Genomic DNA, 26,373 nt, shown 5'->3' with positions numbered 1-26,373 from the left:
ATGATTAAAGTTGATATTATTTCAGGTTTTCTAGGAGCAGGCAAGACAACTCTTATAAGGAAACTTTTAAAAGCTCATGAAGATGAAAAGGTTGTATTGATAGAGAATGAGTTTGGAGAAATAGGAATAGATGGTGAAGTGGTTGAAAGAGAAGGATTTCAAGTTCTAGAACTTTCAACTGGATGTATATGTTGCAGTATGAAAATAGATTTCTTAAACACAATTAAATCTGTTGTTGAACAGTTAAAACCTGAGAGAATAATTATAGAACCAACAGGAATTGGATTATTAAGTGAGATAATTGAAGTAGTAAATATCACGGAACTTAAAGATAAGTGTTATATAAATTCACTTATTACAGTAGTTGATAGCATAAATTATCTAGAGCAACTTGATAGCTTTGGAGATTTTTTTGAAGATCAGATTGCAAATGCATCCACTCTTATGTTGAGTAAAACTCAATTTGTGGAAGAGGAAGAAATAAAAAATATTATTAGTTCGTTAAGAACCTTAAATAAAGATGCTTTTATTGTTAAAGAGATATGGAGTGAATTTTCTATAGAATATTTAAGATCGTTTTTAAATGGTGAACTAATTGTTGATTTTGATAAACTATTTCATTTAGAGGATAATCATAGTTTGAAGAAGGGGATAGAAAATGTTTCGCTATCAATAGAAAGAGAATTTTCATGGAAAGAGTTAGAGAAAATATTGATTAGTCTAAATAATCCATTGTATGGGAACATATTAAGAGGTAAGGGTTTTATAAAAGGAACTGAAAAAGATTTAGAATTTAATTATGTAAATGGTCAGTACAATATAAAAGAGTGTGAAATTGAAGGTAGTGGCAGAATGTGCATTATTGGAAAAGACTTAGATAGAAATAAAATAAGAATTCTGTTTAAAAATCATCTTGGGAAAATTAAAAGGTGGAGAGAGTATGGAGAATAATATAAATTTTAAATGTACAAGTGATAAATTAGAAGAAATACCACAAAGTATTATTGAGAATACAGGGTTGATGTTTCCGAAGGCTCATATAAATATGGAGGAAATGAGCAGATTAGCACTGGAACTAAAGAAGTATAATAATGATACTATTTGCAGAGTTCCTTTCAGTACAACTGTTGAAGCAGAAGCTATGGGTGCTAAAATAAAGCTTGGTGATGAAAAAAATGGCCCAAGAGTAAGTGAATATGCATTTAGTACAATTGAGGAATTAGCCTGTGTAGAAGAAATAGATTTAAGTAATGGAAGAATAAAAGAGGTATTAAATTCTGTTGAATATTTAAGTGATAAAAATGAAGTTGTAGCATTAAATGTGGAAGGTACATTTACCATAATATCATCATTAATTGAACCAAGACTTTTTTATAAAGCTATCAGGAAAAACAGGGATATAGTTGATAAGTTTATTAAAGTTATTGAAGATAGTATTGTTAAGTATGCTGTAGAAGGTATAAAAAGAGGTGCAAAGATAATATCCTATGGTGATCCTGTAGGAGCTATGGATATAGTAGGACCTAAGATTTATAAAGAGATAAGCGGAAGAAGTACATATAATATTCTAAAAAGACTTGAAGGGGATTTAGAGAGTGGCATAATTCATCTATGTGGAAAAACTTCTACTGCTTTTCAGGAAATAGGTTTAAGTAAGGCTGAAGCTATAGAATATAGTAGTGAACTTACATATGGGGAAGCAATAAATGATTTGATTGAAAATAATGAATCGGTAAAAATAGTAGGGCACAGATGTATTAAAAAAACTCCTCTAAAATTAAAAAATCCTATTGTGTGGAAGATTATTTTAAATTAGATAACTATAATTTGATTTATGTGGTAATATTTGACAATGAAGCCGTTGGTTGTTAAACTAATTAATGTAATTATCTTAATTTGTATGAGGAAGATTTGAGGATTTAATAGTTAGAGGGGGGTTAATATGGGGAAAATAAAAATCTATAGAGATGTAGCCAAGTTAAAGAGTATTGAGATGTTTTATTTTGATACAAAAACTGAAGGTCCAACTATTCTTTGTCTTCATGGAAGATGGGGCAGAGCTGAAACCTGGTACGATTTTATTCAACACTATGGAAAACAATACAGAGTTATAGCACCAGATCAAAGAGGTCACGGATTGAGCAGTAAGCCTATATCAAAGTATACTGCTGAAGAAATGGCTGAAGACATTATTGAACTGTTAAAGTTTTTAAATATAGATTCAGTTATTCTGGTAGGTCATTCTATGGGAGGACGAATAGCAGGATACTTAACGTCTTTATATCCTGAGTATGTAAAAGCATTAGCTATTCTAGATAGATCTGCATCTGGACTTCCAAAACCTAATATGGTGTCTTTAGAGGAAATACCAACATGTGATCCTTTGACAAATGATTGGTCGTTACCATTTTCCAGCTTAAGTGAAGCAAGGAAATTTATTCAACAAGTTACAGATTCGGATTTAAGTTATCAATATTTCATGAATAGCTTGTATGAGACAGTAGAGGGATATAAGATGAGGTTCAGTTCACAGGCTATAGCAGCTGGAATTTACAATGATGAAGATTGGTTCCATATATTACCCAGCATAAAGTGTCCTGTATTGTTAATAAGAGCAAAATGTCACGAAGGAATACCAGATGAAGATTTTATTAAAATGCAGTCGCTAATCTCAAATTGTGTTGCTGGTGAGATGTCACATCCTGACCACAATGTTCATTTAGGGAACAAAGAAGAATTTTATGAGTATTTTGATGATTTTTTAAAAAGAAGATGACTTTTTAAGAAGAATATAAACTTTTGTATTTATAAAACTACACTTAGGGAAAATTGAGTGTAGTTTTTTTATTATAGTTTTAACATAACTCTCTTTTTTAAAAAGATGTTGAAAATATACAAGCTATAGGATAATGATGATTAAATTTAAAAGGAACATTTATGATATTTTAAATGACATAGCTCTATTTTTTAAGAAGTTGTTGAATTAAATATATGGATTATATTCAAAAATAAGTATTAAAATACAAAAAAAGTTTTCAACACTATTTTAAAAAAGAGAGATATCTGTAAATGTTTACTTAAAAGCACCATATCAAAATATTTCCAGGTGGATTAACTACTAAATTAGCAACTCTGTATTAATAAAACCTATAAAAAGAATCATTAAAAGAATCATTAAAAGAATCATTAAAAGAATCATTAAAAGAATCATTAAAAGAATCATTAAAAGATTTATTAAAAGATTTATGAAAAGAATCATTAAAAGATTTATTAAAAGATTTATGAAAAGAATCATTAAAAAATTAAACATTATAAAAAAATTATTTAAAAAATAGAGGAATTATTTATGTTATCAACATAGTATATTGTGATTAGTAATTGTAACATATGGAGGCATTATGCTATTAAAGGGAAGTAAAACAGAAAAGAATCTATTAAAAACATTTGCAGGAGAATCAAGAGCTAGAAATAAATACACATTCTACGCAGATAAAGCAAGAGCTGAAGGATATGAATATATTGCTTCAATTTTTGAAGAAACTGGAGAGAATGAAAAAGCACATGCTAGAGAGGTATTTAATAGATTTTTAAAATTAGTTGGTACTACAGAAGAAAATTTAAGAGAAGCTGCAGAAGGAGAAAGTTTCGAGAGTTTTAATTTATATAAACAATTCGAGGAAGAAGCAAGACGTGAATATTTTTATGAGATTGCTGATTTTTATAAAGAACTTCAGGAAGTGGAGGAGGCTCATAATAAAAGGTATTTACAGATATTAAACAATCTGGAGCAAGGAAAGATGTATAAGAGAGATAGGGATGCAGAATGGCAGTGTATGAACTGTGGATATATTCATACAGGAAAAGAAGCACCAAAAAATTGTCCATTATGTAAGTATCCACAAGCGTATTTTAAAATAAAATGTGAGGATTATAAATAGGATATGGGTGTAGAGATGATTATAAGATATCCTGATTGTTTATTAAAGAATCCTAAAGTAAAGGAACAGTTTAGATGTAAAGAAAGAAGAAATGGTTATAGAGAATTATTAGAAGAATTAGACGAAGAATATGTATTAAATCATGTACCGAACAATAATGTAGACAGTAATTATTATAGAAAAATATTGAATGATATAGATAAAGAGTATATAGAAAAAATGATTTAAGATTACTTAAGAAAATGCTATTATTATATTTTCAAATAGAACGGTAAGATTGTATAGAAAATCAAAATAATACATTGGTTGAATATTGTGTTAATATGTAGTTGTAGCGATAAAACTACTATTTACATGTAAAATTCTAATTTATTTATAAGTTTTTTTTTCGATTTTAATTTATTAGCAGAAGCTATTAGCCATTGAATATGCTTCTGCTTTTATCGTATAAAATAATATTTTACTTAGAGGTGAACAAGAGTGAGTCAATTACCAAAGATGTTTGATGAATTTAATGAAGCTAGAAGAAATGGATTTATTAAAGTTAAAGAGTTAAAAGACGAGGGGAAAAATGTTGTAGGGATATTCTGTACATTTACTCCAGTAGAACTTATATATGCTGCAGGGGCTTTTCCTGTTTCTTTATGTGGGGTTAGTGAAGAAACTATACCTGATGGTGAAGCACATCTTCCTAAGAATTTATGTCCACTTATAAAATCAAGTTATGGTTTTGCACTGACTGATAAATGTCCATATACATATTTTTCAGATTTGATTGTAGGGGAAACTACATGTGATGGTAAGAAAAAAATGTTTGAGTATTTAGGAAAAATAAAACCTACACATGTTATGCAGCTTCCTCAGAACACTGATAGAGAGCACGCACATATGGTATGGAAAAATGAAATGGTCTTTCTAAAAAATAAACTAGAAAAGCAATTTAATGTTGAAATTACTGAAGATAAATTAAAAGAAGCCATTAAAAACAGAAATGAAGAAAGACAACTATTAAAAGAATTTTATTCATTAGGAAAACTATGTCCACCAGCAATAACAGGTTATGAAATGCAGAAAGTTTTAGAAGGTGTGGCATATACTCTAGATAAGAACGAACAAAATAGAAATATACGTGAGATGATTGATAAAATCAAAGCTGATTACAATAATGGAGAAAGATCAGTATCGGATAAGGCTCCTAGAATCTTGATAACAGGATGTCCTTTAGGGGGAGTAACAGAAAAAATCATTAAGACTGTGGAAGATAGTGGAGCTGTTATAGTATGCTATGAGAATTGTTCAGGGGTAAAAGAAAAGAGTAGATTAGTAGATGAGACAATTGATCCTTATGATGCTCTAACAGATAAATATTTAAATATTGGATGTTCTGTTATGTCTCCAAATGATAATAGAGTTAATTTATTAGATGAGTTAATTGATGAATATAAGATTGATGGTGTGATCGATGTAATATTACAAGCTTGCCATACTTTTAATGTGGAGACTCATAGAATTAAGGAGTTTGTGTCTAAAGAAAAGAAAGTACCATATATGAGTATTGAAACAGATTATTCTCAAACAGATATAGGTCAAATAAAAACTCGTATTGAAGCCTTTATAGAAATGCTTTAAAGATTTGGATAGTAAGAAATTATTTCATGTGTTGAGGTGTGATAACAATGTATTATATTGGGATAGATATAGGTTCAACAGCCGCAAAGGTTGCAGTATTTAATGAAGATGAATTAATGAAAACCTTTGTAATGCCTACAGGGTGGAGCAGTGTTGAAACTGCAAAAATTATTAAAGATAAGTTAGAGGAATTAGGTATAAGTGAAGAGGAGTCAAAGGTTGTAGCAACAGGATATGGAAGGGTTTCAGTACCTTATTCAGATAAAACTGTAACTGAAATAACCTGTCATGGTAAAGGGGCTGCATACCTTTCTGATAATGACTGTACAGTAGTGGATATTGGTGGTCAAGATACTAAAGTAATAACTGTAGAAAATGGAATGGTAACAAACTTTATTATGAATGATAAATGTTCAGCAGGAACAGGTAGATTTTTAGAGATAATGGGTAATACTCTTGGAGTAGATATTGAAAAGTTATGTGACTTAGCATTACAAGGTGGAGGAATTACCATAAGTTCCATGTGTACTGTTTTTGCAGAATCAGAAGTTATTAGTTTAATTGGTAGAGGAGAAAAGAAAGAGGATATAGCATTTGCTATAGTGGATTCAGTTGTGAGCAAGGTGAAATCCTTATGTGGAAAACATTCCACAGGTACAAATTACTTTTTAACAGGTGGATTATGTGAGAGTGAATACATTGTTAATAAGCTTTCAGAAAAATTAAATGCTCCTGTTAAAACAGATAAACTAGCTAGATATGCAGGTGCTATAGGTGCTGCACTAATGGCTAAAAAAATCAGATAATCATTAAAACCCTCATTTGTTATAAGATGAGGGTTTTTGCATATATTTTTTTACTCTCTTATATTCATGGAGATGTTTAATTGTAAGTTTACAATTGAAATATAATGTTGAAGTATCAAAGTGGAAAATAAGTGGATAAAATGGTAAAATTTATTTAGATTAAATGGGAGAGGGGATGAAATAATGAATTTAAAAGAAAAGTATTCTGGTTTATTAATAGCATTATTTTATTACGGAGCAATAATGAGTGTTATTTTTATACTTAATGGACTGAAATTTTCTTCAAAGGGATGGATGTTGAATATAATTATGCTTGGGGGATACGTATTTGCAGATACAACATTACTTAATAGTGAATCACTAAAAATCCAAGGTATCCTTCTTGCTAAAGGAATTAATTTTATATTTTTAATTATGTTTTTCTTTATTACTCTTCACTTTCTTCCATTGAGTGAAAGGCTGTCTTTTGCATTGGAAATAGGGTTGAAAAGCTTACTAATTACATTATTTATTTCAGTAGTAATAACACTTATATACTGGAAAGTTAACGAATATGAAGATAGAAGAAATACTGTATTAGTGATGGTTATGTTTTGTTTTGCAGCAGTATTATATGGATATATTGGGTTGAGAATGAATTTTAATAATTATGTTCGTGCTGAAATTTTTAACTTAGGAATGGAACTTCAGAAGGTAAATTCAATGCTGAAGAATGATGTTGACTTTCAAGAAATATTATCGGAGTTAAGGGATATTGAGAACGAAATCTTGGACCCTATAGAAAAAGATTATATAAATGGAGGAATGGATTCATTTAAAAAAAGAGTTAATACTTACATGTGGAGTGAGTGGAAGGATAATAGTGGAGAAGTAAACAGAGAATTTTATGAAATTATATGCAGTAGATTTACATATAATTTATGGCAATTCTATGATGAGAAAATTATTACGCCTACAAAAGTTAAGAAATTTTTGAAGAAGCAAGAAAAGTATAATCGTGCATATCCGTGGCGTGTTGAAGAGGGGGTTAAGCCTGGAGTACATAACCTAATCTATGAATGGTCAAAAGGATATGATACAGTTAGCAGAGAGTTACTTTTATTGTCACTGGGATATGTGGATTTTTCAGAGATAGAAGAAATTGAGAAAACAAGAGGAAATATTAATTTATATGAGGCAATAATTAATTATGATAAATTTGATGATTATGATGGAATGATTATTTGGGAAATTTTTAAAGGTTATAAGAATTCTAATGGTGAAAATAAACAGGAGATAGAGAAGGGATTAAAGAGCATATATTTAAAAAAGGATTATAAAGAACTTATGATTGAGTTGGCTCAGAGGGATGAAGACTTTAAAGAGCTTTTAGATAAGTTTGAAGGGGGTGAATAGGCTTGGTATTGAATTTAAAAGATAAATTAGTAAATATAAGCAGAATTTTATGCTACTACGGAATAATAATGTTTATTATGTTTATGCTTTCAGGTTTATTACTAATCTTAAATGACATTATGATGAATACAATTCTCCTTGCATTATATATTTGGGCAGATATAACTATATTCAATAATGAGTTTGTAAGTGTTACTGAGATACTACTAGCTAAAGTTATCAATATTGTTATATTAATTCTATTGTTTGTTATTAAAGCACATCCTTATAAATGGAGACCAGAAGGAATAGGAATATTCTTTCCACTAGTAATTTCAGGTGTAATAATACTCATATATTGGGGATTCAATAAATATGAAGATAGTAGGAATAGGGTAATTGCGGTGGTTATGTTCGGGTTTGCAGTATTATTATACAGTTATGTTGGATTAAGAGCAGATTATAATAATTATATTCGTAAGAACATTTATAAACTTGGAATGGAAGTTAAAAAGATAGATGAAATGTTTGAGAATGATGTAGAGTTAGAAAAAATTATTTCAACTGTGAGAATAAATATTGATTTTAATCTTTTGGCAAACTTAAATGAACATTATATAAAAGGTTTCACAAATTCATTTCAAAGGTCTTCAATTCTTTCTCCAATAGGAGCAGCAGATATTTATAATGTAGGAAATGAAGATAGAGAATTCTTAGAAATTATAAATAAGAGATTTAAAAGCAATATTTGGAGATTGTACGACTATGGTGAGATGAAGGTTACTCCTTCAAAACTCAGGAAGTTTTTTGAATATCAACAAAGATATCCATGGGCATATCCTAGAGGGGGTGAACCAGGGCTCCAAGGGGTTGAACCAGGACTGCACAACTTAATTTTTGAGTGGTCAAAAGAAAATGATCAGGTGAGCAGGGAGCTGTTGTTGTTTTCATTAGGATATGTTGATTTTAACAAATTAGAAGAGGTTGAGAAAAAAAGAAAAAGAATAGATTTATCTAGGATGATAATCAATTTTGATAAGTATGATATATCAATTATGTGGAGTGTTTTTTATGGATATCAAAATGCTCATGGGGAAAGTAAACTTGAGATAGAGAAGGGGTTACAGAGTTTATATTCCAAAGATAAATATAGAGAAATGATGATTCAGATTGCAAAAGATGATGTTAATGTAAAGGAACTTTTAGACAAGTTTGAAAGAATTAACATAGATTAATACAAAAAAATGAGGAATTATTGTATAATAGTGTAAGAAAGGGGTGAAGACTATTGGCAAATACATATGATATTATGAATTTAAGGCCAGGAGATTGTTTTTATATAGGAAGTTATCAATATGATGTAATTGGAGTTACAACATTTTCTGATAAGGGATATAGTTGGAATGAGTATAAGGTAAGAAAATATAATGGAGATATTGAATGGCTTTCGGCAGAAGAGGGTGGCGCATTCCTAACTTTATGCAGAGAAGTTATGCCTACAGTATTTCACGGAGAAGAAACAATTACTTTTGATGGGACAACCTTTATCATGCAGGAAAGAGGTAGAGCAAGGGTAGTTTCTGCTAGTGGGGATGTTGACGTTGACATCAATGAAGAGGTGGAATACTTCGAATATGAGAGCCAGGATGGTGGAAGATATTTCTCTATTGAAAATTGGGATGGAGACGTTGAAAACAGCATCGCTTATGAGGTTTCAGCTGAGGAGATACATATTAATAAAGGTAACCATTATGGATCTTCTTACGGAAATTCTTCTAATGTAAACAATTCTTATGGAGCGCAGAAAGGTTCTAATAGAAAAAAAGGAAGCAAATGGGGAATAATAGCTGGGGTTTTTCTAGTTATATTTCTTATAAACCTAGGTATGAAATCTAATCCTAAGGTGTTTGGAAAGAATGTAAGAGATTATCTTAAAGATGATACAAATTTCAAATATACAACATCTGTTACAGGAGACTTTAATAGTTCTTCAAAAGCAAATGTATATGAGACATCACTCTCTGTTCAAAGTGCAGCTGAAAAAATAATAGAGAATACAAGACCACAGGAATACAGTGAGCTAAGTAGTAAAGAGAATGTATCTATTCTTTATGATGATTATTATGTGTTTGTTTATGAAGGAGAAGAAGATAAGACATATGTTCAGATATCATCTAGAGAATATGCCTATAGATCAAGAAATACTTTATACAGAAGTAGATACAGCAGACATAATTCATTTTTCAGAGATTATTACTTCTATAGAGCTTTAACAAGAGATAGAAGAAGGTACTCTGGAAGTAACTATTATTCAACTTATACACCTTCAAGTAGTTCAAGCTATTATAAAGGTACATATGGATCTGGAAGTGACTACAAGGGTAAAAGTACAACTACTAAAAGCTACAATAGTGGAAGTTATAGCAATAAAAGCACTGGTAGCGGAAGTTACAGCAACAGCAGTACAAGCAGTGGAAGTTCAAGCGGAAGTACTGCAATCACTAAAAGTTCAAGTAGTGGAAGTTCAGGAAGTATTAGAAAATCTTCAACAACTACAAGAAAGAGTATAGGCGGCGGAACCAGTTTTGGAAAATAATTTATAAGGAGAGAGCGAAATGGATTTAGGTAATATATTAAATACGGCGATGTATGGATTAATTGGTTTATTGTTAATGATGGTTGGGTACACATTTTTTGATATGGTTACACCATTTAAATTTGCTGATGAAATAAAAGAAAAAAATGCTGCTGTAGGAGCTATGATAGGTGGAATATTCATAGCAGTGGCAGTTATCGTAACAGCTGTTATAAGATAAATTAAGGAGATGATGAAAGATGTTAATGGATATTTTATCAATAGTAGTATACTTTGTTTTAGGAATGTTATTATGTTTAGTTGGATATAAAATGTTTGATGTTATTACACCTTTTGATCTACAGAAGGAACTGGATGATCATAACCTAGGAGCTGGGTTTGCAATTGCTGGGATGTTCATTGGTATTGCAATAATCATTGGTGGGGTTATCTTACCATAAGGAGAAGTAGAAATCTGAGTTAATATAGAATAGGATGATATTATGAATGATAAAAAACTTGAGATTAAGCCCCTGATAATATCAATATTTTTAATAAGCATATGTAGTATTGTTTATGAGTTGATTATCGCAGGGACAAGCACTTATCTATTAGGTAACAGTATAAAGCAGTTTTCCATAACCATAGGATTATATATGAGTGCTATGGGTGTCGGGTCTTATCTTTCTAAGTACATAAAGAAGAATTTATTTGATTTTTTCATAACAATAGAACTGTCAATTGGATTCATCGGAGGGATGAGTGCTCTGATTCTTTTCGTAACTTATGCAAAAACAGATTTTTATGTGCCAATGATGTATCTTATAATTATCATTATAGGGATTTTTGTTGGTCTTGAGATACCTATTCTAACTAGGATGATTGAAAAATATAATAAAGATCTAAGAGTAACATTAGCTAATGTATTAAGTTTTGATTACATAGGAGGGTTAATAGGGTCAGTTGGGTTTCCAATGATTCTTTATCCTCACTTAGGTTTAATCAGGACTAGTTTTCTTATGGGTGCACTTAATTTAGTTGTAGCTGGAATGATTCTATTTAGATATAAGGAATTTATAACTAAGGTTAAGTTTTTCAAAGGTATTTTTGGAATATTTCTCATTGTGACAGTTGCAGGTCTTGTAACTGGAGATATAACTGCTGATACAATTGAAAAGCAATTGTACAGGGATCAGATTATTTTTAAGACTCAAACCCAGTATCAGAAGATTGTAATGACTCGTCATAAGGATGATATTAGAGTGTTTCTAGATGGTAACATTCAATTTAGTTCTATAGACGAATATAGATACCATGAAGCATTAGTACATCCTATAATGAGCTGCCTAAAGAAACCTAGAAATATTCTTGTTTTAGGAGGAGGCGATGGTTTAGCTCTTAGGGAGATATTTAAATACCCATCTGTGGAGAAGATTGATCTTGTTGATATAGATCAAGAGATGGTTGAGTTCTGTAGAGATAATGAACTTGTTAAAGATCTTAATAAAGGAGCATTAGAGGATACACGAGTGCATCTGTTTTTTGAAGATGCATTCAAATTTTTAGAGAAATCTGAAGAAGTGTATGATGCTGTCATAGTAGATCTTCCTGACCCTAATAATGAGAGTTTGAACAAGTTATATACAGATGTGTTTTATAGATTGATAGGTAATCATCTCTCTAAGGAAGGAAAATTTGTTGTGCAATCAACAAGCCCATATTATGCAACAAAGGCCTTTTGGTGTATAAATAAAACTATAACTGAAGAAGGGTTCAAGGTGGTACCATATCATCTAGAGGTACCTTCTTTTGGTGATTGGGGATTCCAGATGGCATCTAAGGATGACTTTAAGCTTGAAGCAATAGATATAAAGGTAGATACAGAATATCTAACTGAAAATTGTATTGAGAAGATGATGGTATTTGCAAAAGATGAGATTGTAGATATTATGAGTATTGAAAGTAATAAGATATTCAGACCAATACTTTTAACGTATTATGAAGAAGCTGAAAGTAAATATTAAAAAACATAGTGGACAGTTCACAGTTGACAGTGGACAACGATGGATGGTTCTCACAGAGATGAGAACCTATATTTTATTGTTAATGAATAGGGAGTTGCATGTATTTATTTTAGTACACTATTGTTAGTTAATAATACAAAGCTTGATTTTATTTGGAAAAAAAGTAAAAACGTGATAAAATTGAGTATAGACGTCCTAAATAACTTATTGCCCCGCTAAGCAATAAATTATAAGGGAGTATGATAAAAATGATATATGAATTAAAAAAAGAAGAATTTTCAAATGTTTTACCTTTATGTGTAGGAAAAAACTGTAATCTTGAGATTATTTCAATACTTCAGGGAAATAATTATGGATGGGTTTTTGCGGATAATCCACAAAAACCACGAAGTGCAGTGATATGGTCAAGGGCAGAAGGCTTCTACTTCATAGGGGAGAGTAACAACCATGATTTTAATGATTTCCTTACAGAGCTTGTTGAGAAAAACATAAAACCAAGATCATTAGAACTTCAAAAAAAGTATTTTGAGTATAGTTTTATTGAGCCAGAGTGGGAAGAAGTTTTGAAAAAGATTTTTGAGTACAAGAATCTAGAAAATGATTTCCAGAGGGTATACAAGCTGTATAATTATGAGGAAGCAAGGATTGCTCCATTTGATTTGGAGGAAGGTTTTGAAATCAAGGAAGTTACAGAAGATATTTTTAAAGAAAACCTAAACAACTTAGAATTTATCAAAAATGACATCTTACATTTCTGGGGATGTAACGATAAGTTTTTTGAGATGGGTAAAGGATATTGTATAATAAAAGATAATCACATAGTGAGTATTTGTATGATGAGTAATTTGAGCGATAAAGAAGCCCAAGCTCATATTGAAACTTTACCAGAGTTTAGAAAAAAAGGCTTTGCTAAGAGGATGCTTATTGAATATCTCAAGCACTGTAGGGAAAATCATTTAACTCCTTATTGGGATTGTACTGATGATAATATTGGTTCATACAGTACAGCAGAATCATTGGGATATGAACTTGCATTTAAGTATCCGCTATATTGGACAAAGTTTTAAGAAAATAAGAGATTATAAAAGGTATGGAGTATATTACTTCATACCTTTTATGTGGTTAAAATGGTATATTTTGTCGCGACTAAAGAGTCAGATTAATGTATAATTGTTCATGGAAATAAATATGATTAATATAGATAAAATAAGGAGGTTTTTATGTTAAAGGTCATTACAGTGTGTGGATTTGGACTGGGAAGCAGCATGATTTTAAGAATGAGTGTTGAGAAGGTTTTAAAGAAGCACGGTATAGCTGGTGATGTTGAAACTTGTGATATTACAACAGCTTCAAGTATGGAATGTGATGTTATATTCACATCAAATGAGTTTTATGAAGAACTAATGAATAAGGTGAAAGTACCGGTTTTCAAGGTTAATAATTTTCTTAAAGGGGAAGAAATTGAAGAAGGGCTTAAATCAATTAATGTCATTTAAGCTTAAATTTTAAGTTGGAGTGGATTATATGAGTTTATTAAATTTTATTGTGGAGAATATTTTCAAGAGTCCTCATTTGTTTTTAGGACTAATTGCATTTATTGGATTGATAATTCAAAGAAAAAGTATAAGTGATGTATTAAAAGGTACGTTCAAAACTGTATTAGGAGTACTGATTCTAAATAAAGGTGTGGAGATAATTGCTGGGATTATAAACCCTGCTGCAACAATCTTTACAAGGTTATATGGAGTAAGTGGTGAGAATACATTAAATCCTATTGGTATAGGTAATTTCACTGTAGAGTATGGTTCAGTTATAGGGGGAGTAATGGTACTAGCCTTTTTAATGAATATAATCGTGGCTAGATTTACTAAGTTTAAGAATGTATTTTTGACAGGACATATTTTATACTGGATGGCATTTATTTTCGTAGCAGTTGGGGTTGAGAGTAACCTTAGTGGGATATGGCTGTTAGTTTTCTCAACTGTAATGCTTACTTTATATATAGTTATAACACCTGCTTTAATAAAACCATTTGTTAAAGAGGTTACAGGCAGTGATGATTTTACAATTGGACATACAACAGTGGGTTTAAGTCTTATTGGGGCATATGTTGGTAAATGGTTTGGAAACAAGGAGAAGTCAACAGAGGATATAAAGATACCTAAAGGGTTAGAATTTTTAAGAGAGATTGCAATTAGTACAGGGCTTGTAATATTCCTATTCTATGTTATTCTAGGATTTATTGCAGGGACAAGTTTAAGAATGGAGATATTTGGCGAAGTTAATGGTGAACTTGGAAAATACATAGTATATTCATTCACTCAAGGGTTCACATTTGGAGCGGGTATTACAATTTTACTTCTTGGAGTTAGGATGATGCTAGCTGAGATCGTACCAGCATTTAAGGGGATTGCAGATAAATTTATTCCAGATGCAGTACCGGCACTTGACTGTCCTTTGGTTTTTCCATATGCACCTAATGCAGTTTTGATTGGGTTTATAGTTAGTATGATTGCAAGTGTTATAACAATTGCTCTGCTTGCAGCTAGTGGAAAACTTTCTTATGCTGTATTACCACTGACAGTTGCTTGTTTCTTTGATATTGGGCCCGCCGCAGTATTTGCAAATGCTACAGGTGGTAAAAGAGGAGCTATTCTTGCCAGCATTGTGTGTGGAGTGGTTTTAATAATTTTTGAAGCTATATCAATACCTCTTCTTCAGCACACTGTATCTGATTTTGTTCAAGCATTTGGAGGAAATGATTTTTCAATTTGGACAATGATAACAAGATTTTTAACTAAGTTGTTTGGAATGTAAACTTTAAAAGAAGTTGAAGGTGGTTTCCCACTATCAACTTCTTTAATATTTTATAAAAGGTATCCAATTAATATATATACAATTACCATCACTGCATAGGTAGCAGGAAGTAAGAGTTTATAGTTATTATATAAATCTTTTATTTTAAGATTAAAATATTCTAGTGTTAATACCTGGCACATATGAAGTGGTGATATATAGTAGAACATAAATGCAGAGGTATATATGAACATTCCATATCTTAAGGCAGTTATATAATCTGGTGCAAGTGGTATAATCATTGGGAATAATATTGCTACTGCCGGTTGTACTGATGCTAAAGGATAAGAGATTACTGCACAGCATATGAATAAAATAATTTCAAGAGGTATACCAATTCTGATTATTCCTTCTATGCTATCATATATCTCTGGAATATCATTAACAACATTCTTAAAGAACATGATTCCTATTATTGATAGTACAATTGACAATTTAATTCCTTTAGTAAACCCTCCTAATAATTTTTCTTTTGAGAAGTTTTGTTTTATATCAGGCAAGATTAGTACCAAAACTATAGACACTATAATTCCAAAAGCTATATTTATAAATAATGGATAATCTCCTAAAGTATAGCTGACTAATGATATTGAGATAGGTGATGAATACAGAAGCAGCATTCCAAAGCTTTTTATCCATTTCTCATTAGTATTTGATTCAATAGATGTCTCTTTAACATTTCTTAAATAGGCAACATATCCAATTATCCACATGGAAAGTGCCATTGGTAACTGCATAAGAACAAAATGTCCCATTTCAAAATTACCAAGTTCAATAGCCAATATCAATGTAGATGATAAAGGGAAGATAAAATATAAAGCATGTCTAAAAACCATGTTAACAGCAGCTTGTTTATCTTTTTGAAGATTGAGTTTGCAGCCCAGTGTTTCAACAATAGGGCACGACATTAGTGCACCACCTGAAACAAGCAATGTACCAACAAATGCAGGGGCGAACATTATGCTCTTCTTCGAACTTTGAAGCATCAGTTCTAAATACTCAATCATCTTATTGAGTATTCCAAACTCACCCATATAATATCCTAAGACACAAATCAATGTAACAGAGAGTGTTATATTAATGCTTCTTGGTTCTGTAAACGTATATAATAACCTCGAAGGAGCATGAAAAATACCCTTACCAAAGAGTATAGAAAGTACAATTGCTCCAAGTCCTAATGCAAGCCCTCTATTTACTTTCTTGTTTACTAATAAAAGTATGAGTGCTAGAGAAATTCCTAGTTTTAAAAATGCCATTGAGTCACATCCTTTAATTATCTTTTGAGTTTGATTCTATGTATTCCATATAGATAAATTCATCTTTACCATTTAAAGCGTTAGCTATATACTTGTCTATAATTTTAAAACCAGCACTTTTATAACATTTAATAGCTCTTTTATTAAAACTTCTTACCTGTAAAGCTATTGTACAATTGGGAAACCTATTTTTGGATTCTTGTATCAATAACTTCATGATACTGCCTCCAATACCTTTCCCGCAGTAAGAAGGGGTTAATCCAATACCAATAAAGGATTTTCCTTTACTTAATCTTATTCTACCATAAGCAATAAACTTATTATTTACCAATATGGCAACAAACTCTGAGTCTCTTGTTTCTTTAAATGATATACCAAAATTATTAGCTACGACTACACTCCAATCAGGATAATTGTATACAGAATAATCACCTGGATATTTCCAACGGCAAATTTCTTTTGCATAATCTTCACTTAATGATGTTACAAGGTATTCTCCCATTAGTATCACCTCATATATAATTTTCTTAAATTCACAATTACATATTCAAATGTTAAAATTGGAAATTTCTAATATAATCAAATATTTCATCGGGTTCAGGTAAGCGACCGATACCACCTTTTTCACTTCTCATTGCCATTTGACCAACTCCAGGAGTCATAAAATTATAATTAAATTCTTTTAATTTTGATATGTTTTGCTGAACAATGGGATTTTCATACATAGCAGTATTCATAGCAGGAACTATTATTACAGGAGCTTTAGTTGCCATCACTGTCGTAGAGATCATATCATCAGCAATACCATTTGCAATTTTACCAATAATATTTGCAGAAGCAGGAGCAATTACAACTAAATCTGCATTTTGAGCAAGAGATATATGTTTTATATCAGCACTATATCTATCATCAAAAATATTATTATAAACTAAATTCGATGAGATTGATTGAAATGTTAACGGAGCTACGAATTTTGTAGCATTTTCAGTCATTATTACGGTCACTTCAGCTTCTTGTTTTTTTAACATGCTAACTAAGGTAACTACTTTATAAGCAGCAATACCACCAGTAACACATACCACTATATTTTTATTTTTCATGGGAATCTCTCCTTTTATAGTAGATTATTGCTTTATAGATAAATCTAAGATTAATTATATAGCCTTATATATAAGAATTTCAACATGTATCTATTTTTTAAGAAAATGTTGAAAAAGTAAGTACGTTATTAGTCAAGCTGTCTCGTGATATTTAGCGATTAAAAAAGTTAGATATCTCTCTTTTTTAAAAAGATGTTGAAAATATACCACAGGCATGTCTACAACGTGATAGAGGTTTGATTGACTTAATAAAATTTAAATAATATTTTGCGATATAAATGATTAAAAACAAATAAGAAGGTCATAATTAATAATAGATGCGAAAGTGTGTTTGTGTATTCTTGAATTCTATTTAACCATAAGGTGGAGGTAATTATGACTAATTATGTAAGTAACAAATCTAATATAGGTAATGAAAATCTAGATAAAAAGCTAATTAGGAAACAAGAAACTGAAGATATTTTAGATAAGTTTCTTGATGAGGTTATGACTTCAGAGCTATCTGATGAGATAAAAGCTAATCTATCAAAATTGGTGGAAATCAGTAGGTATAATAGTCAAATAGATTCTTTGGACACATGTAATAATACAAAGGACAATAAAAGAATTAATAAAGAAAGAATTAATAAAGAAAGATATAGCAGCGAAGAGATATTAAATAGAGATAAAAAGCGAATTGCTAGAATTAAAATTCTTGAGAGAGTAATCAAAGAAATTAATATAGATGAAGTAAATAAAAAAAAAGATAACTTAGTTGAAAAAATAAGAGCGAAGAGATTTGAGGAGGGAAGAATATGTCCTCATTGTGGATGTAAAAGGTGTTGGAAATATGGTAAGTATAATGGAAAGCAAAGATATAAATGCAAGTCAGATAAATGCGGAAAAACTTTTGGAGATTTTACATTTTCACCTATTTATTGTAGCAAGAAGGGAATGAATACTTGGATTGAGTACATGAAGTGTATGGTAAAGGGATTATCACTGAGGATATCTTCTCAGATTGTAGGAATAAATATAGCGACAGCTTTTTATTGGAGGCATAAAATAATGGATGGTTTAAGAGAAGATATGGGGAAAGGGTGTGTAGGTGGAATAGTTGAAATGGGACACATGATAGTGGTTGAAAGTAATAAAGGGGACAAGAATAGTGTTAGAAAAAGAGGTTTATATTATCGGGGGAGAAGGTGTGGGATTAAGCATAAGTATGCTCTTATTGGGGCACCAGAAGAAGTGAAGAGAAATTTTGTTATATGTGCTGTGGATAGAGAAAATAATATTATAGTTGAAGCGAGTAACAATAAACGAGTTGACAAGGGCCTACTAGATGAGGTGTTTAGTGGAAGAATGTATGGTGTAGAAGCTGTTTGTACAGTTGGAAACATGCATTATCATAGTTTTTTATCAGAGGTGGGGTTAGCAATAGGTAGAAGTTGTAGTGGAGATGAAAACGAAGATTATCATATTGAAAATCTAATGAGGATAAAAAGAGAGATAGGTAAATGGTTAGCTAGTTTTAATGGGGTATCCAGTAAATATCTTACTAATTATCTTTATTGGTATAGATGGATGAAGGAAAAGAATGTGTATAATATGTGTGGTGATCATTGTAAAGGTAATGATTATAAGATTGCAGAGAACTTGTTTATTGAGAGTCATTGTAAATATACAGGTATGATTATTAAGGAGTTTAAGAGAAGGAAGCCTTTGTTTGTTAGTGCTGCTTAAATATATAGAGCGGATTAATTATATAGGGCTATTGATGAGTATTATGTGTAATAAATTAGGTGTTTGATAATTAAATTAATGGAATTTGTTAAAGAAAATAAAAAGAACAAATTACAAATCTTTAATGGTTTGAATAATCCTTATATGATAAATATCTATGTATAAATTAAGTATTAGAAAAATAGGGATGATTGTATTAGGAAATAGTCAGATTATGAATGAGTGTAGGGCATGTACTCTTTTCAACATTATTTTAAAAAAGAGAGATATGTCACCAATTCAATTATTAATATAGGTCTAGAAACATAAAAAATTAGGAAGATAAAAATCTCCCTAATTTTACGGAATAACGCAATTTATCAGGCATCATTCGAGTATTTTTTATTAATATTTATTCATTTAAGTCTTTATATAAGTTTATTTTTATTCAATATTTATATCTTTAAACATGGCATATGGTGCAGGATTAGAGCCATGGAAGAAGAAGAATGGAGTGTTTTTGGTAGTGCTACTTATTTCAAGCAGGTTATTCTTAAAGATATCATAAATATTAAAGTTTACTGATTGACCAGCAATCTTTCCTACTATTTTACCATTCTTTACGTGATAACCTGTTTCGATACTTCCTGTAATTTCTCCATTGAAAAGGTTACCCATGAAGAAACCAATAACAGAATCTAATATTACACCATCTTTTATATCTGAAACCATGTCCTCAAAAGAAACTTTACCAGGTTCTACATGAAGATTTGTTACATATGGTGTGGGTTCTGCTGAAAGTTCTGGTCTTGGGAAGAAACTCCCCAGCTTATATCCGTTACCAGTTGGTTCCATATTCAGTTTCTTAGCAGTTTTTAATGAATGAAGGAAACTGTTAAGGTGTCCGTTCTTTATTATTTCAGTTCTCATACTTGGAGTACCTTCATCGTCAAATGGATGAGTATTGAATGCACCAAGTCTAGTAGCGTCATCTACTATCGTGAATCTCTCATCAAATATTTGAGTACCTATTTTTTTAGCTAATGGAGAAGCTCCTTCTTGAACATATTTACCATTTACTCCAAGCATTAATGGAATTAATGAACAATATAAGAAGTTAGGAGTAAATATTACAGGTCTAGAACCAGATTCAAGTGTAACGATGTTTCTGGATAATTTTATTTTTTCTAATAATGAGTTTGTAATGTCATCTACATTATAATTTGAGTTTAATAAAAATTGTTCTTCATGGCAGTTGATGAAATTATTATCTTTTATGAATGAACCTTCAGCGCCTACTATAATAGAATCTTTTTTATAATTTTTTGATAGTCCTTTAGTATTAGATATTTCAACAAAAGTACTATTTATATCAAACTCAACTCCTACTTTAACATCAGGGAATTCTTTAGTTATTTCAGAAACTATCTTATTACCATCTTCTATAAGTTGCTCATCAGTTAATTCCATAATATCATTCTCAGGGATTGAAATTTTTTCATTGCTAGATTTATTTATAAATTCAAATTCAGCAGGTGATGAAAAAGGAATCATCTCATTACAGTTTTCAACAAGCTCATCAAATTTATTTAAATCTGTGGAAGTTGAAAATGATAGGTTACCATCTTTAATCATTCTTAGGGCTACACCTGTAGACTGATTTAGAGAAGCACCTTTTAGTTTGTTATTGTCAAAGGCTATAACTCGTCTCGTAGAATCTTTATAGTATATTTCACCATCTGTAGCTCCGGCTGAAATTACTTTGTTTAATAAATCTTTCATTATGCTTCACCTCCAACAACTACATTCAGAATTCTTATTCTAGGACCACCATGACTATTAGGTAGAGGGAATTGTTCGCCTTTTCCGCAACCACCGCCACTATCATGAGAAGTGTCTTCAGTACCAATCATATCAATATTTTTAAGTGTTTGAAATACATTTCCTGCAAGGTTGATATCTCTAACTAATTCACCAATTTTACCATCTCTAATCATGTATCCATATGAAGCAGAGAAGGTGAAATTATCTCCATTTGTTTGACCGCCATTAGTACCAATTGCAAGAATACCTAAAGACACATCTTTTAGCATATCTTCAAATGATGATTCACCTATTTCAATAACAGTATTTCTCATTCTTGGAATAGGTGCATGTTTATAAGATATAGCACGCCCACTACCTGTAGCTTTTTCTCCCATTTTTCCAGCAGTAGATCTTGAATGAAGTCTTCCTACCAACTTACCTTCTTTTATAAGATATGTTTTCTCAGTCTTAACTCCTTCATCATCATATACTAGATAACCTCTTTTGCCTTTATCAAGACCAGAGTCATAAATATTTAATATAGGTCTTCCAAAGTCTTTTCCAAGCTCCATTATATCTGCTAGTTCTTTATTTTCGTAAACATTATCACCTTCACTTAAGTGACCAAAAGCTTCATGAGCAAATACCCCAGTTAAATGAGAGTCAGTAATAACAGTATAAGTTCCAGATTTAACTTTAGGAGCATCAAGAAGCTCAACTGCTATTTGACTTTGTTTTTTTATTTCATCATGTAATCCAAGTACACAATTATAATCATCAGAAGAACCAAATCCTATTGAAGTGGATTGAGAATTACCATCCTTAATTGCAGTGATGCTTATACCACCACCTAAATCCATCTTCTCCTGATATATATAAGTTCCTTCTGAATTTGTGAATGTAAGATTTGAAAATGTTTCATTGTAACCAACGTTGACTGATGAAATATTCTCATGTGAATCCAATGCAAGTTTATTATATTCTGTAAATAAATTTATTTTCTGATCCAAGGATATTTCTCTTGGGTCGTGTTTAAGATCAAAAAGAACAGAATCTTCAACTACTTCAACAGGAGCAAGAACGCTCTCATCTTTACCTGTTAATTTAGCTTGTTTAATAGCTGCTTCAGTAAAAGAATTCAACTCTTCTAGGTTATTAAAGGAAACAACTCCCCAGGCACCTTTATATAGTGCTCTTACAATTCCACCAATTTCACTTGATTTTTTTAATGAATTTAATTTACCATTGGTAATGGATATACTAGTTGATGAGGAATCTTCTAGTCTTATGTCCAAATAATCACATTGAGATTTATAATTCTCAATACATGATAGCAAATTATGCTTCATAGTTACCCCTCCCTTTTTAATAAAAAAATACATAAAGTTATTATACCATGTTTTATTAATAAAAAATATTTATGCTAAAATTGTTAATAATTTATAGAAAAATATAAAAAGTTCTAAAATGTTTGAAGAAAAAAGTGGAACAATGAATATTAATCAAATATGAATTTTCTTATGCTTTGTACAAATACTATAAATGAGTATGAATTTTAAACAAAATAGTATTTTATTTTTATATATATAAAAGCCTGCTGTAGGTTTTTATATATTATCTTACTAAAGAAAGGTGGGAGTGCTGTAAAGCGCAACTTTATGGAAACTGGTGTAGTAAAATGGTTTGATAATGAGAGAGGATATGGATTTATATCAGGTTCAAATGGTACTGATGTTTATGTTCATCATCAGCAAGTAAAAGAGAAAAGTCATAATAAGGATCTTCATGAAGGTGAGGAAGTTAAGTATGATGTTGTTTGGAAAAAGATAGGACCACAAGCAATAAATGTACAGAAAATATAAAAAATAAAGTGAGCATGTGATTTGCTCACTTTTATTTTTTTTTAAATCTGACATTTCTTTAATATTTTGGTATTATAATTAAAACTTAAGATTAACGTGTATAAAGTTTGTACCTAAGGGTATAATCAAAATATACAAAAGAACAGGAGGAGTTCCACCCCCCCATGTTAAGTATATAGATCCCCTTAAATAAGGAACCCTTCTGTATTTAAGAAAACTCCTAAAATCAAATTAACTACTCTCAATCATGAAAATATTGAGAGTAGTTTTTTTGTTTAAATAACAATACCAACTAATTTCAATTTTTCATTCCATGAGAATTCATATAATTAATAATATCTTCCCCATGTGTTTGCTCTTCTTTTTGAATATGCTGCAAAACTTCTCTAACATCGGAATTTGTGCATTCAAAGATATCATTATCATAAGTGCTGGATACATGCTTTTCTGTAGATAATAAATCAATACAAATAACTTTGTCACTTTCATTTCGCATTGTTCCTTCAAAGTTATTTTTAACTGAAATTTCATTAGACTGTTTTTGTTCTTGTTGTTTCTGTGAATTAGATTGTTCACCTTCTCCTAAATCTGGTTTTTTCCCTTGAAGCAGTAGACTAAGACTATCAAAGTGATGCTGCTCTTGTTGGGCATGCTGATTAAAAATTTGTTTTAATTCAGGATCTTTAACCTGCTGAGCGTAATTCACGTATTTCTGAATACAAACTTCTTCTTGAATTTTTGCATCCTCTAAAAAGAGTCTTTCTTTTTTAGTTAGTTTAATTTCCATCACAGTTCACCTCAAAAATATTTTTAACAAAATATAATAAGAGTATGTAATTTAAATTCTAACTCTCTCTAGTATGATATAAATTTATTGAAGAAGGGTTGTTAGATATCATTTAGGGTTATTGGTATAAGTTAATCGATAACATTGATAAAGTTAAGAGAGAAGGAAATCTTGTTGGCTTTTATTATACATAATATATATTTACATAAAAAAAGTCCTAAGTGAGTAAAATCACTTAGAACTTACATGGTGCCGAAGGCGGGACTTGAACCCGCACGGTATTGCTACCAATGGATTTTGAGTCCATCGCGTCTGCCAATTCCACCACTCCGGCTCGTATATGGTGTATTGCTTGTATCTTTCCGACGAAATTAATGATATCATACATCAAAAACTTTATCAAGTATTTTGAAGGAAAAAAATTTCATTATGGTAAAAATTATAACTTCAATTGAAATAGTTGACTATAATGATGTAAAATAAAAGTTAGTATATAATCAAAACTTTAAAATGAAAATTATAATACATAAAAATATAATTAATTATAGATGAGGTGAGTTATTTGAAATCTGCAATTCATGAAAAGGTAGGGCATGGAAGAGAAAACTACAAAGAAAATTACAAAGTTAGAAAAAAGAAAAAAGAACTGAAGAGAATTAAGGTATATACAAGATATTACACAATATATGCAGTTTTTGCACTATTAATAGGATATGTAACTTTTAATACTTTCAGAATAATGTTATTGGACAAGCATGATATTTCAACAAAAATGATATATCACGGTGTTCGTAAGAAAAAGATAATGGCAGATAGAGGGGAAATTTTTGATAGAAACGGGAAAATGATAGCTTCTAATTATAAAGTATATAGATTGGAAGTTGATATGAGAACCTTAAAAAAGAGAGCAGATTCAAAAGAAATAGATATTAAAGAAATAATATATACAATGGCAGATATACTTGAGATGGATAAAGAAGTATTATATAAGAAACTTATGAAGGAATATGATGGAGAACTTACACAAGGTACAATAATAAAAGGAAAAGTAGAAGAGGATAAGGTAGAAAAAATAAAGGCTCTTATGAAAAATAATGAGCTTCATGGTTATGGAATGCTGTACTTTGATGATAATAAGAGATTTTATGGATATGAGTCATTGGGAGCGCAGATGATAGGGCATGTAAATCCACAAGGAAATGGATTAAATGGAGTGGAGTTATATTACGATGATATACTCAAAGGAGTAGATGGAATAAAATTATATAATATTGATAAAAATGGATATCTATTACCTACAGAAGAAACAATTGAGACAGAAGCGATTAAAGGTAAGGATATTTATATGACAATTGATACAGTACTTCAGAATATTATAGAGAAGATAGCTCAAGATGCTTTGATTGATAATAAGGCTAAGAAGATTAGCATAATGGTTATGGATCCAAATACAGGAGAGATTCTTGCTCTAGCTAACAAGCCTGATTATAATCTGAATGATCCTATGCCTTTTCAAAATTTTGATGAAAATATGGAACTTTGGAAAAATAGAGCAGTTAATGATTCATTCGAACCAGGATCAATTTTTAAGCCTTTTACAACTTATGCAGGTTTAAAAGAAGGGGTTATAAATCAAACAGAAATGATGGATACAAAAGGATATGTATATGTAAATGGTGCTAAACTATGGAACTGGGATAAAGCTCCACATAAAAATCAAACACTTCAAGATGCATTAATTAAATCTAGTAACACCTTTTTTGTTGAAATTGCACAGAGACTTGGAAAAGAAAAGATGATGGAATATATTGATTTATTTGGATTTGGTAAAAAGGTAGAAGTAGATTTGCCAGGGGAAAGTTCAGGAATAGTTATGAGTCTTGATACCATGAGAGAAGTAGATTTAGCTACTATATCATTTGGTCAGACAAATACACTTACAATGGTGCAATTTATGAGAGCATTTAACGCACTTGTAAATGGAGGTTATTTAAAGACTCCTCATGTTGTTAAGGAAATTAAGCATGACGATATTATAGAAAAACCTAAAGCAGATAAAGTTGTTGAAGAACCTGTTTTAGATCCTGCTATTTGCAGGCAAGTTACGAATATGTTGGAAAATGTTATTGCAAAATCAGGTGCATTTATAGAGGGGTATCATATAGCAGGAAAAACAGGTACTGCACAGAAACCGGATTATGTTAAAGGTGGATATAAAGATGGTGCATATATATCATCTTTGGCAGCAGCTGCACCTGCTGATAATCCTCAAGTATCCATACTTATATCTGTGGATGAGCCAGGTGGAGATTATTATTACGCTGGTACAATAATAACTCCAATTGCAAAGAAGGTTTTTCTTGAGACATTTAAGTATCTGTCAATAACAAATGATGAGATAATGAATGTTATACTGAATACTCTTAATCTTCCAGATATAGAAAGTAAAACAACAGAAGAGGGAATAAAAGTATTAGTGGAGAATGGTTTGAATTACGAACAAATTGGTAGTGGAAAATATGTATCTCACACTATTCCTGAAAAAGGGACATTAGTTGAAAAGGGAAGAGTTGTAAAGGTATATACTTTTGATTAGAATTATTGTTATTAAATGGTTTACTTCAATATATGAAGAGTATATAATGAAAGTTGATTA

25 protein-coding genes and 1 tRNA gene are annotated in these 26,373 nt (G+C 30.5%); 19 read left to right on the top strand and 7 right to left on the bottom strand.

Annotation, left to right across the window (positions count from 1 at the left end; all coding sequences use genetic code 11):
* From OW730_RS19780 to OW730_RS19705, 16 genes are all read left to right on the top strand, one after another.
* Positions 1-951, top strand: coding sequence for a CobW family GTP-binding protein (locus tag OW730_RS19780; RefSeq protein ID WP_271225769.1), 951 nt, complete (start codon positions 1-3; stop codon positions 949-951).
* Positions 941-1,816 carry a uroporphyrinogen decarboxylase family protein gene (locus OW730_RS19775; protein WP_271225768.1) on the top strand — a complete coding sequence of 292 codons (876 nt, stop codon included), beginning with the start codon at positions 941-943 and terminating at the stop codon, positions 1,814-1,816. The genes OW730_RS19780 and OW730_RS19775 overlap by 11 nt, the downstream gene beginning before the upstream one ends.
* 126 nt (positions 1,817-1,942) lie before the next feature.
* Complete coding sequence (locus OW730_RS19770) at positions 1,943-2,776, top strand: alpha/beta fold hydrolase (RefSeq protein WP_271225767.1); 834 nt, start codon at positions 1,943-1,945, stop codon at positions 2,774-2,776.
* A gap of 622 nt (positions 2,777-3,398) precedes the next feature.
* Entirely contained in the window at positions 3,399-3,938 is a 540-nt protein-coding gene (rbr, locus tag OW730_RS19765; protein WP_271225766.1) for a rubrerythrin, read from the top strand.
* 15 nt (positions 3,939-3,953) lie between these two features.
* A complete protein-coding gene (locus OW730_RS19760) occupies positions 3,954-4,166 on the top strand; it encodes a hypothetical protein (protein ID WP_271225765.1) in 213 nt (70 codons plus the stop codon).
* A 270-nt stretch (positions 4,167-4,436) separates the two neighbouring features.
* On the top strand, positions 4,437-5,567 hold the full coding sequence (locus tag OW730_RS19755) for a double-cubane-cluster-containing anaerobic reductase (RefSeq protein ID WP_442945449.1): 1,131 nt from the start codon (positions 4,437-4,439) through the stop codon (positions 5,565-5,567).
* 47 nt (positions 5,568-5,614) lie between these two features.
* Positions 5,615-6,373, top strand: coding sequence for an acyl-CoA dehydratase activase (locus OW730_RS19750; protein ID WP_271225763.1), 759 nt, complete (start codon positions 5,615-5,617; stop codon positions 6,371-6,373).
* 183 nt (positions 6,374-6,556) lie between these two features.
* Positions 6,557-7,768 (top strand): hypothetical protein, encoded by a 1,212-nt coding sequence (locus tag OW730_RS19745; protein ID WP_271225762.1) that lies wholly within the window; start codon positions 6,557-6,559, stop codon positions 7,766-7,768.
* A 2-nt stretch (positions 7,769-7,770) separates the two neighbouring features.
* A complete protein-coding gene (locus OW730_RS19740; RefSeq protein WP_271225761.1) occupies positions 7,771-8,982 on the top strand; it encodes a hypothetical protein in 1,212 nt (403 codons plus the stop codon).
* Positions 8,983-9,035: 53 nt separating this feature from the next.
* Positions 9,036-10,343, top strand: coding sequence for a DUF4178 domain-containing protein (locus tag OW730_RS19735; RefSeq protein ID WP_271225760.1), 1,308 nt, complete (start codon positions 9,036-9,038; stop codon positions 10,341-10,343).
* 19 nt (positions 10,344-10,362) lie between these two features.
* Positions 10,363-10,563: a DUF350 domain-containing protein gene (locus OW730_RS19730; protein WP_271225759.1), complete on the top strand. Its 201-nt coding sequence runs from the start codon at positions 10,363-10,365 to the stop codon at positions 10,561-10,563.
* 19 nt (positions 10,564-10,582) lie between these two features.
* Complete coding sequence (locus OW730_RS19725) at positions 10,583-10,783, top strand: DUF350 domain-containing protein (RefSeq protein WP_271225758.1); 201 nt, start codon at positions 10,583-10,585, stop codon at positions 10,781-10,783.
* 42 nt (positions 10,784-10,825) lie between these two features.
* Complete coding sequence (locus OW730_RS19720; RefSeq protein WP_271225757.1) at positions 10,826-12,346, top strand: polyamine aminopropyltransferase; 1,521 nt, start codon at positions 10,826-10,828, stop codon at positions 12,344-12,346.
* A gap of 248 nt (positions 12,347-12,594) precedes the next feature.
* Positions 12,595-13,413: a GNAT family N-acetyltransferase gene (locus OW730_RS19715; protein WP_271225756.1), complete on the top strand. Its 819-nt coding sequence runs from the start codon at positions 12,595-12,597 to the stop codon at positions 13,411-13,413.
* A gap of 153 nt (positions 13,414-13,566) precedes the next feature.
* Positions 13,567-13,842, top strand: coding sequence for a PTS sugar transporter subunit IIB (locus OW730_RS19710; RefSeq protein WP_271225755.1), 276 nt, complete (start codon positions 13,567-13,569; stop codon positions 13,840-13,842).
* A gap of 28 nt (positions 13,843-13,870) precedes the next feature.
* The gene (locus OW730_RS19705) at positions 13,871-15,163 is read left to right on the top strand and encodes a PTS ascorbate transporter subunit IIC (protein WP_271225754.1); all 1,293 of its coding nucleotides are present in this window, start codon (positions 13,871-13,873) and stop codon (positions 15,161-15,163) included.
* A gap of 50 nt (positions 15,164-15,213) precedes the next feature.
* On the opposite strand, the gene OW730_RS19700 is transcribed toward OW730_RS19705, so the two are convergent.
* Genes OW730_RS19700 through coaBC form a run of 3 tightly spaced genes read right to left on the bottom strand, consistent with a single transcriptional unit; the run spans position 15,214 to position 17,558 of the window.
* Complete coding sequence (locus OW730_RS19700; protein WP_271225753.1) at positions 15,214-16,458, bottom strand: DUF401 family protein; 1,245 nt, start codon at positions 16,456-16,458, stop codon at positions 15,214-15,216.
* A 13-nt stretch (positions 16,459-16,471) separates the two neighbouring features.
* The gene (locus OW730_RS19695; RefSeq protein ID WP_271225752.1) at positions 16,472-16,960 is read right to left on the bottom strand and encodes a GNAT family N-acetyltransferase; all 489 of its coding nucleotides are present in this window, start codon (positions 16,958-16,960) and stop codon (positions 16,472-16,474) included.
* Between the two features lie 52 nt (positions 16,961-17,012).
* Entirely contained in the window at positions 17,013-17,558 is a 546-nt protein-coding gene (coaBC, locus tag OW730_RS19690; protein WP_271225751.1) for a bifunctional phosphopantothenoylcysteine decarboxylase/phosphopantothenate--cysteine ligase CoaBC, read from the bottom strand.
* A gap of 375 nt (positions 17,559-17,933) precedes the next feature.
* Between coaBC and OW730_RS19685 the strand changes: the two genes are divergently transcribed.
* On the top strand, positions 17,934-19,283 hold the full coding sequence (locus OW730_RS19685) for an IS1595 family transposase (RefSeq protein ID WP_271225750.1): 1,350 nt from the start codon (positions 17,934-17,936) through the stop codon (positions 19,281-19,283).
* A 423-nt stretch (positions 19,284-19,706) separates the two neighbouring features.
* On the opposite strand, the gene OW730_RS19680 is transcribed toward OW730_RS19685, so the two are convergent.
* Positions 19,707-21,044 carry a TldD/PmbA family protein gene (locus tag OW730_RS19680; RefSeq protein WP_271225749.1) on the bottom strand — a complete coding sequence of 446 codons (1,338 nt, stop codon included), beginning with the start codon at positions 21,042-21,044 and terminating at the stop codon, positions 19,707-19,709.
* Positions 21,044-22,417 (bottom strand): TldD/PmbA family protein, encoded by a 1,374-nt coding sequence (locus OW730_RS19675; RefSeq protein WP_271225748.1) that lies wholly within the window; start codon positions 22,415-22,417, stop codon positions 21,044-21,046. Before OW730_RS19675 ends, OW730_RS19680 begins: the two co-directional genes overlap by 1 nt.
* 309 nt (positions 22,418-22,726) lie before the next feature.
* On the opposite strand from OW730_RS19675, the gene OW730_RS19670 reads away from it, so the two are divergent.
* The gene (locus tag OW730_RS19670; protein ID WP_271225747.1) at positions 22,727-22,930 is read left to right on the top strand and encodes a cold-shock protein; all 204 of its coding nucleotides are present in this window, start codon (positions 22,727-22,729) and stop codon (positions 22,928-22,930) included.
* A 298-nt stretch (positions 22,931-23,228) separates the two neighbouring features.
* On the opposite strand, the gene OW730_RS19665 is transcribed toward OW730_RS19670, so the two are convergent.
* Complete coding sequence (locus OW730_RS19665) at positions 23,229-23,717, bottom strand: spore coat protein (RefSeq protein ID WP_271225746.1); 489 nt, start codon at positions 23,715-23,717, stop codon at positions 23,229-23,231.
* Between the two features lie 247 nt (positions 23,718-23,964).
* Positions 23,965-24,051: transfer RNA gene (locus OW730_RS19660), tRNA-Leu, on the bottom strand.
* A 228-nt stretch (positions 24,052-24,279) separates the two neighbouring features.
* Here OW730_RS19660 and OW730_RS19655 point away from each other — a divergent pair.
* On the top strand, positions 24,280-26,313 hold the full coding sequence (locus tag OW730_RS19655) for a penicillin-binding transpeptidase domain-containing protein (protein ID WP_271225745.1): 2,034 nt from the start codon (positions 24,280-24,282) through the stop codon (positions 26,311-26,313).
* The last annotated feature ends 60 nt before the right edge of the window (positions 26,314-26,373 follow it).

Origin of the sequence: Oceanirhabdus sp. W0125-5, assembly GCF_027938815.1 — a bacterium.
Classification (GTDB): Bacteria; Bacillota; Clostridia; order Clostridiales; family Clostridiaceae; genus Oceanirhabdus.
The sequence above is the reverse complement of the archived record's forward strand: the minus strand, read 5'-3'. Positions and strand labels throughout refer to the sequence as shown.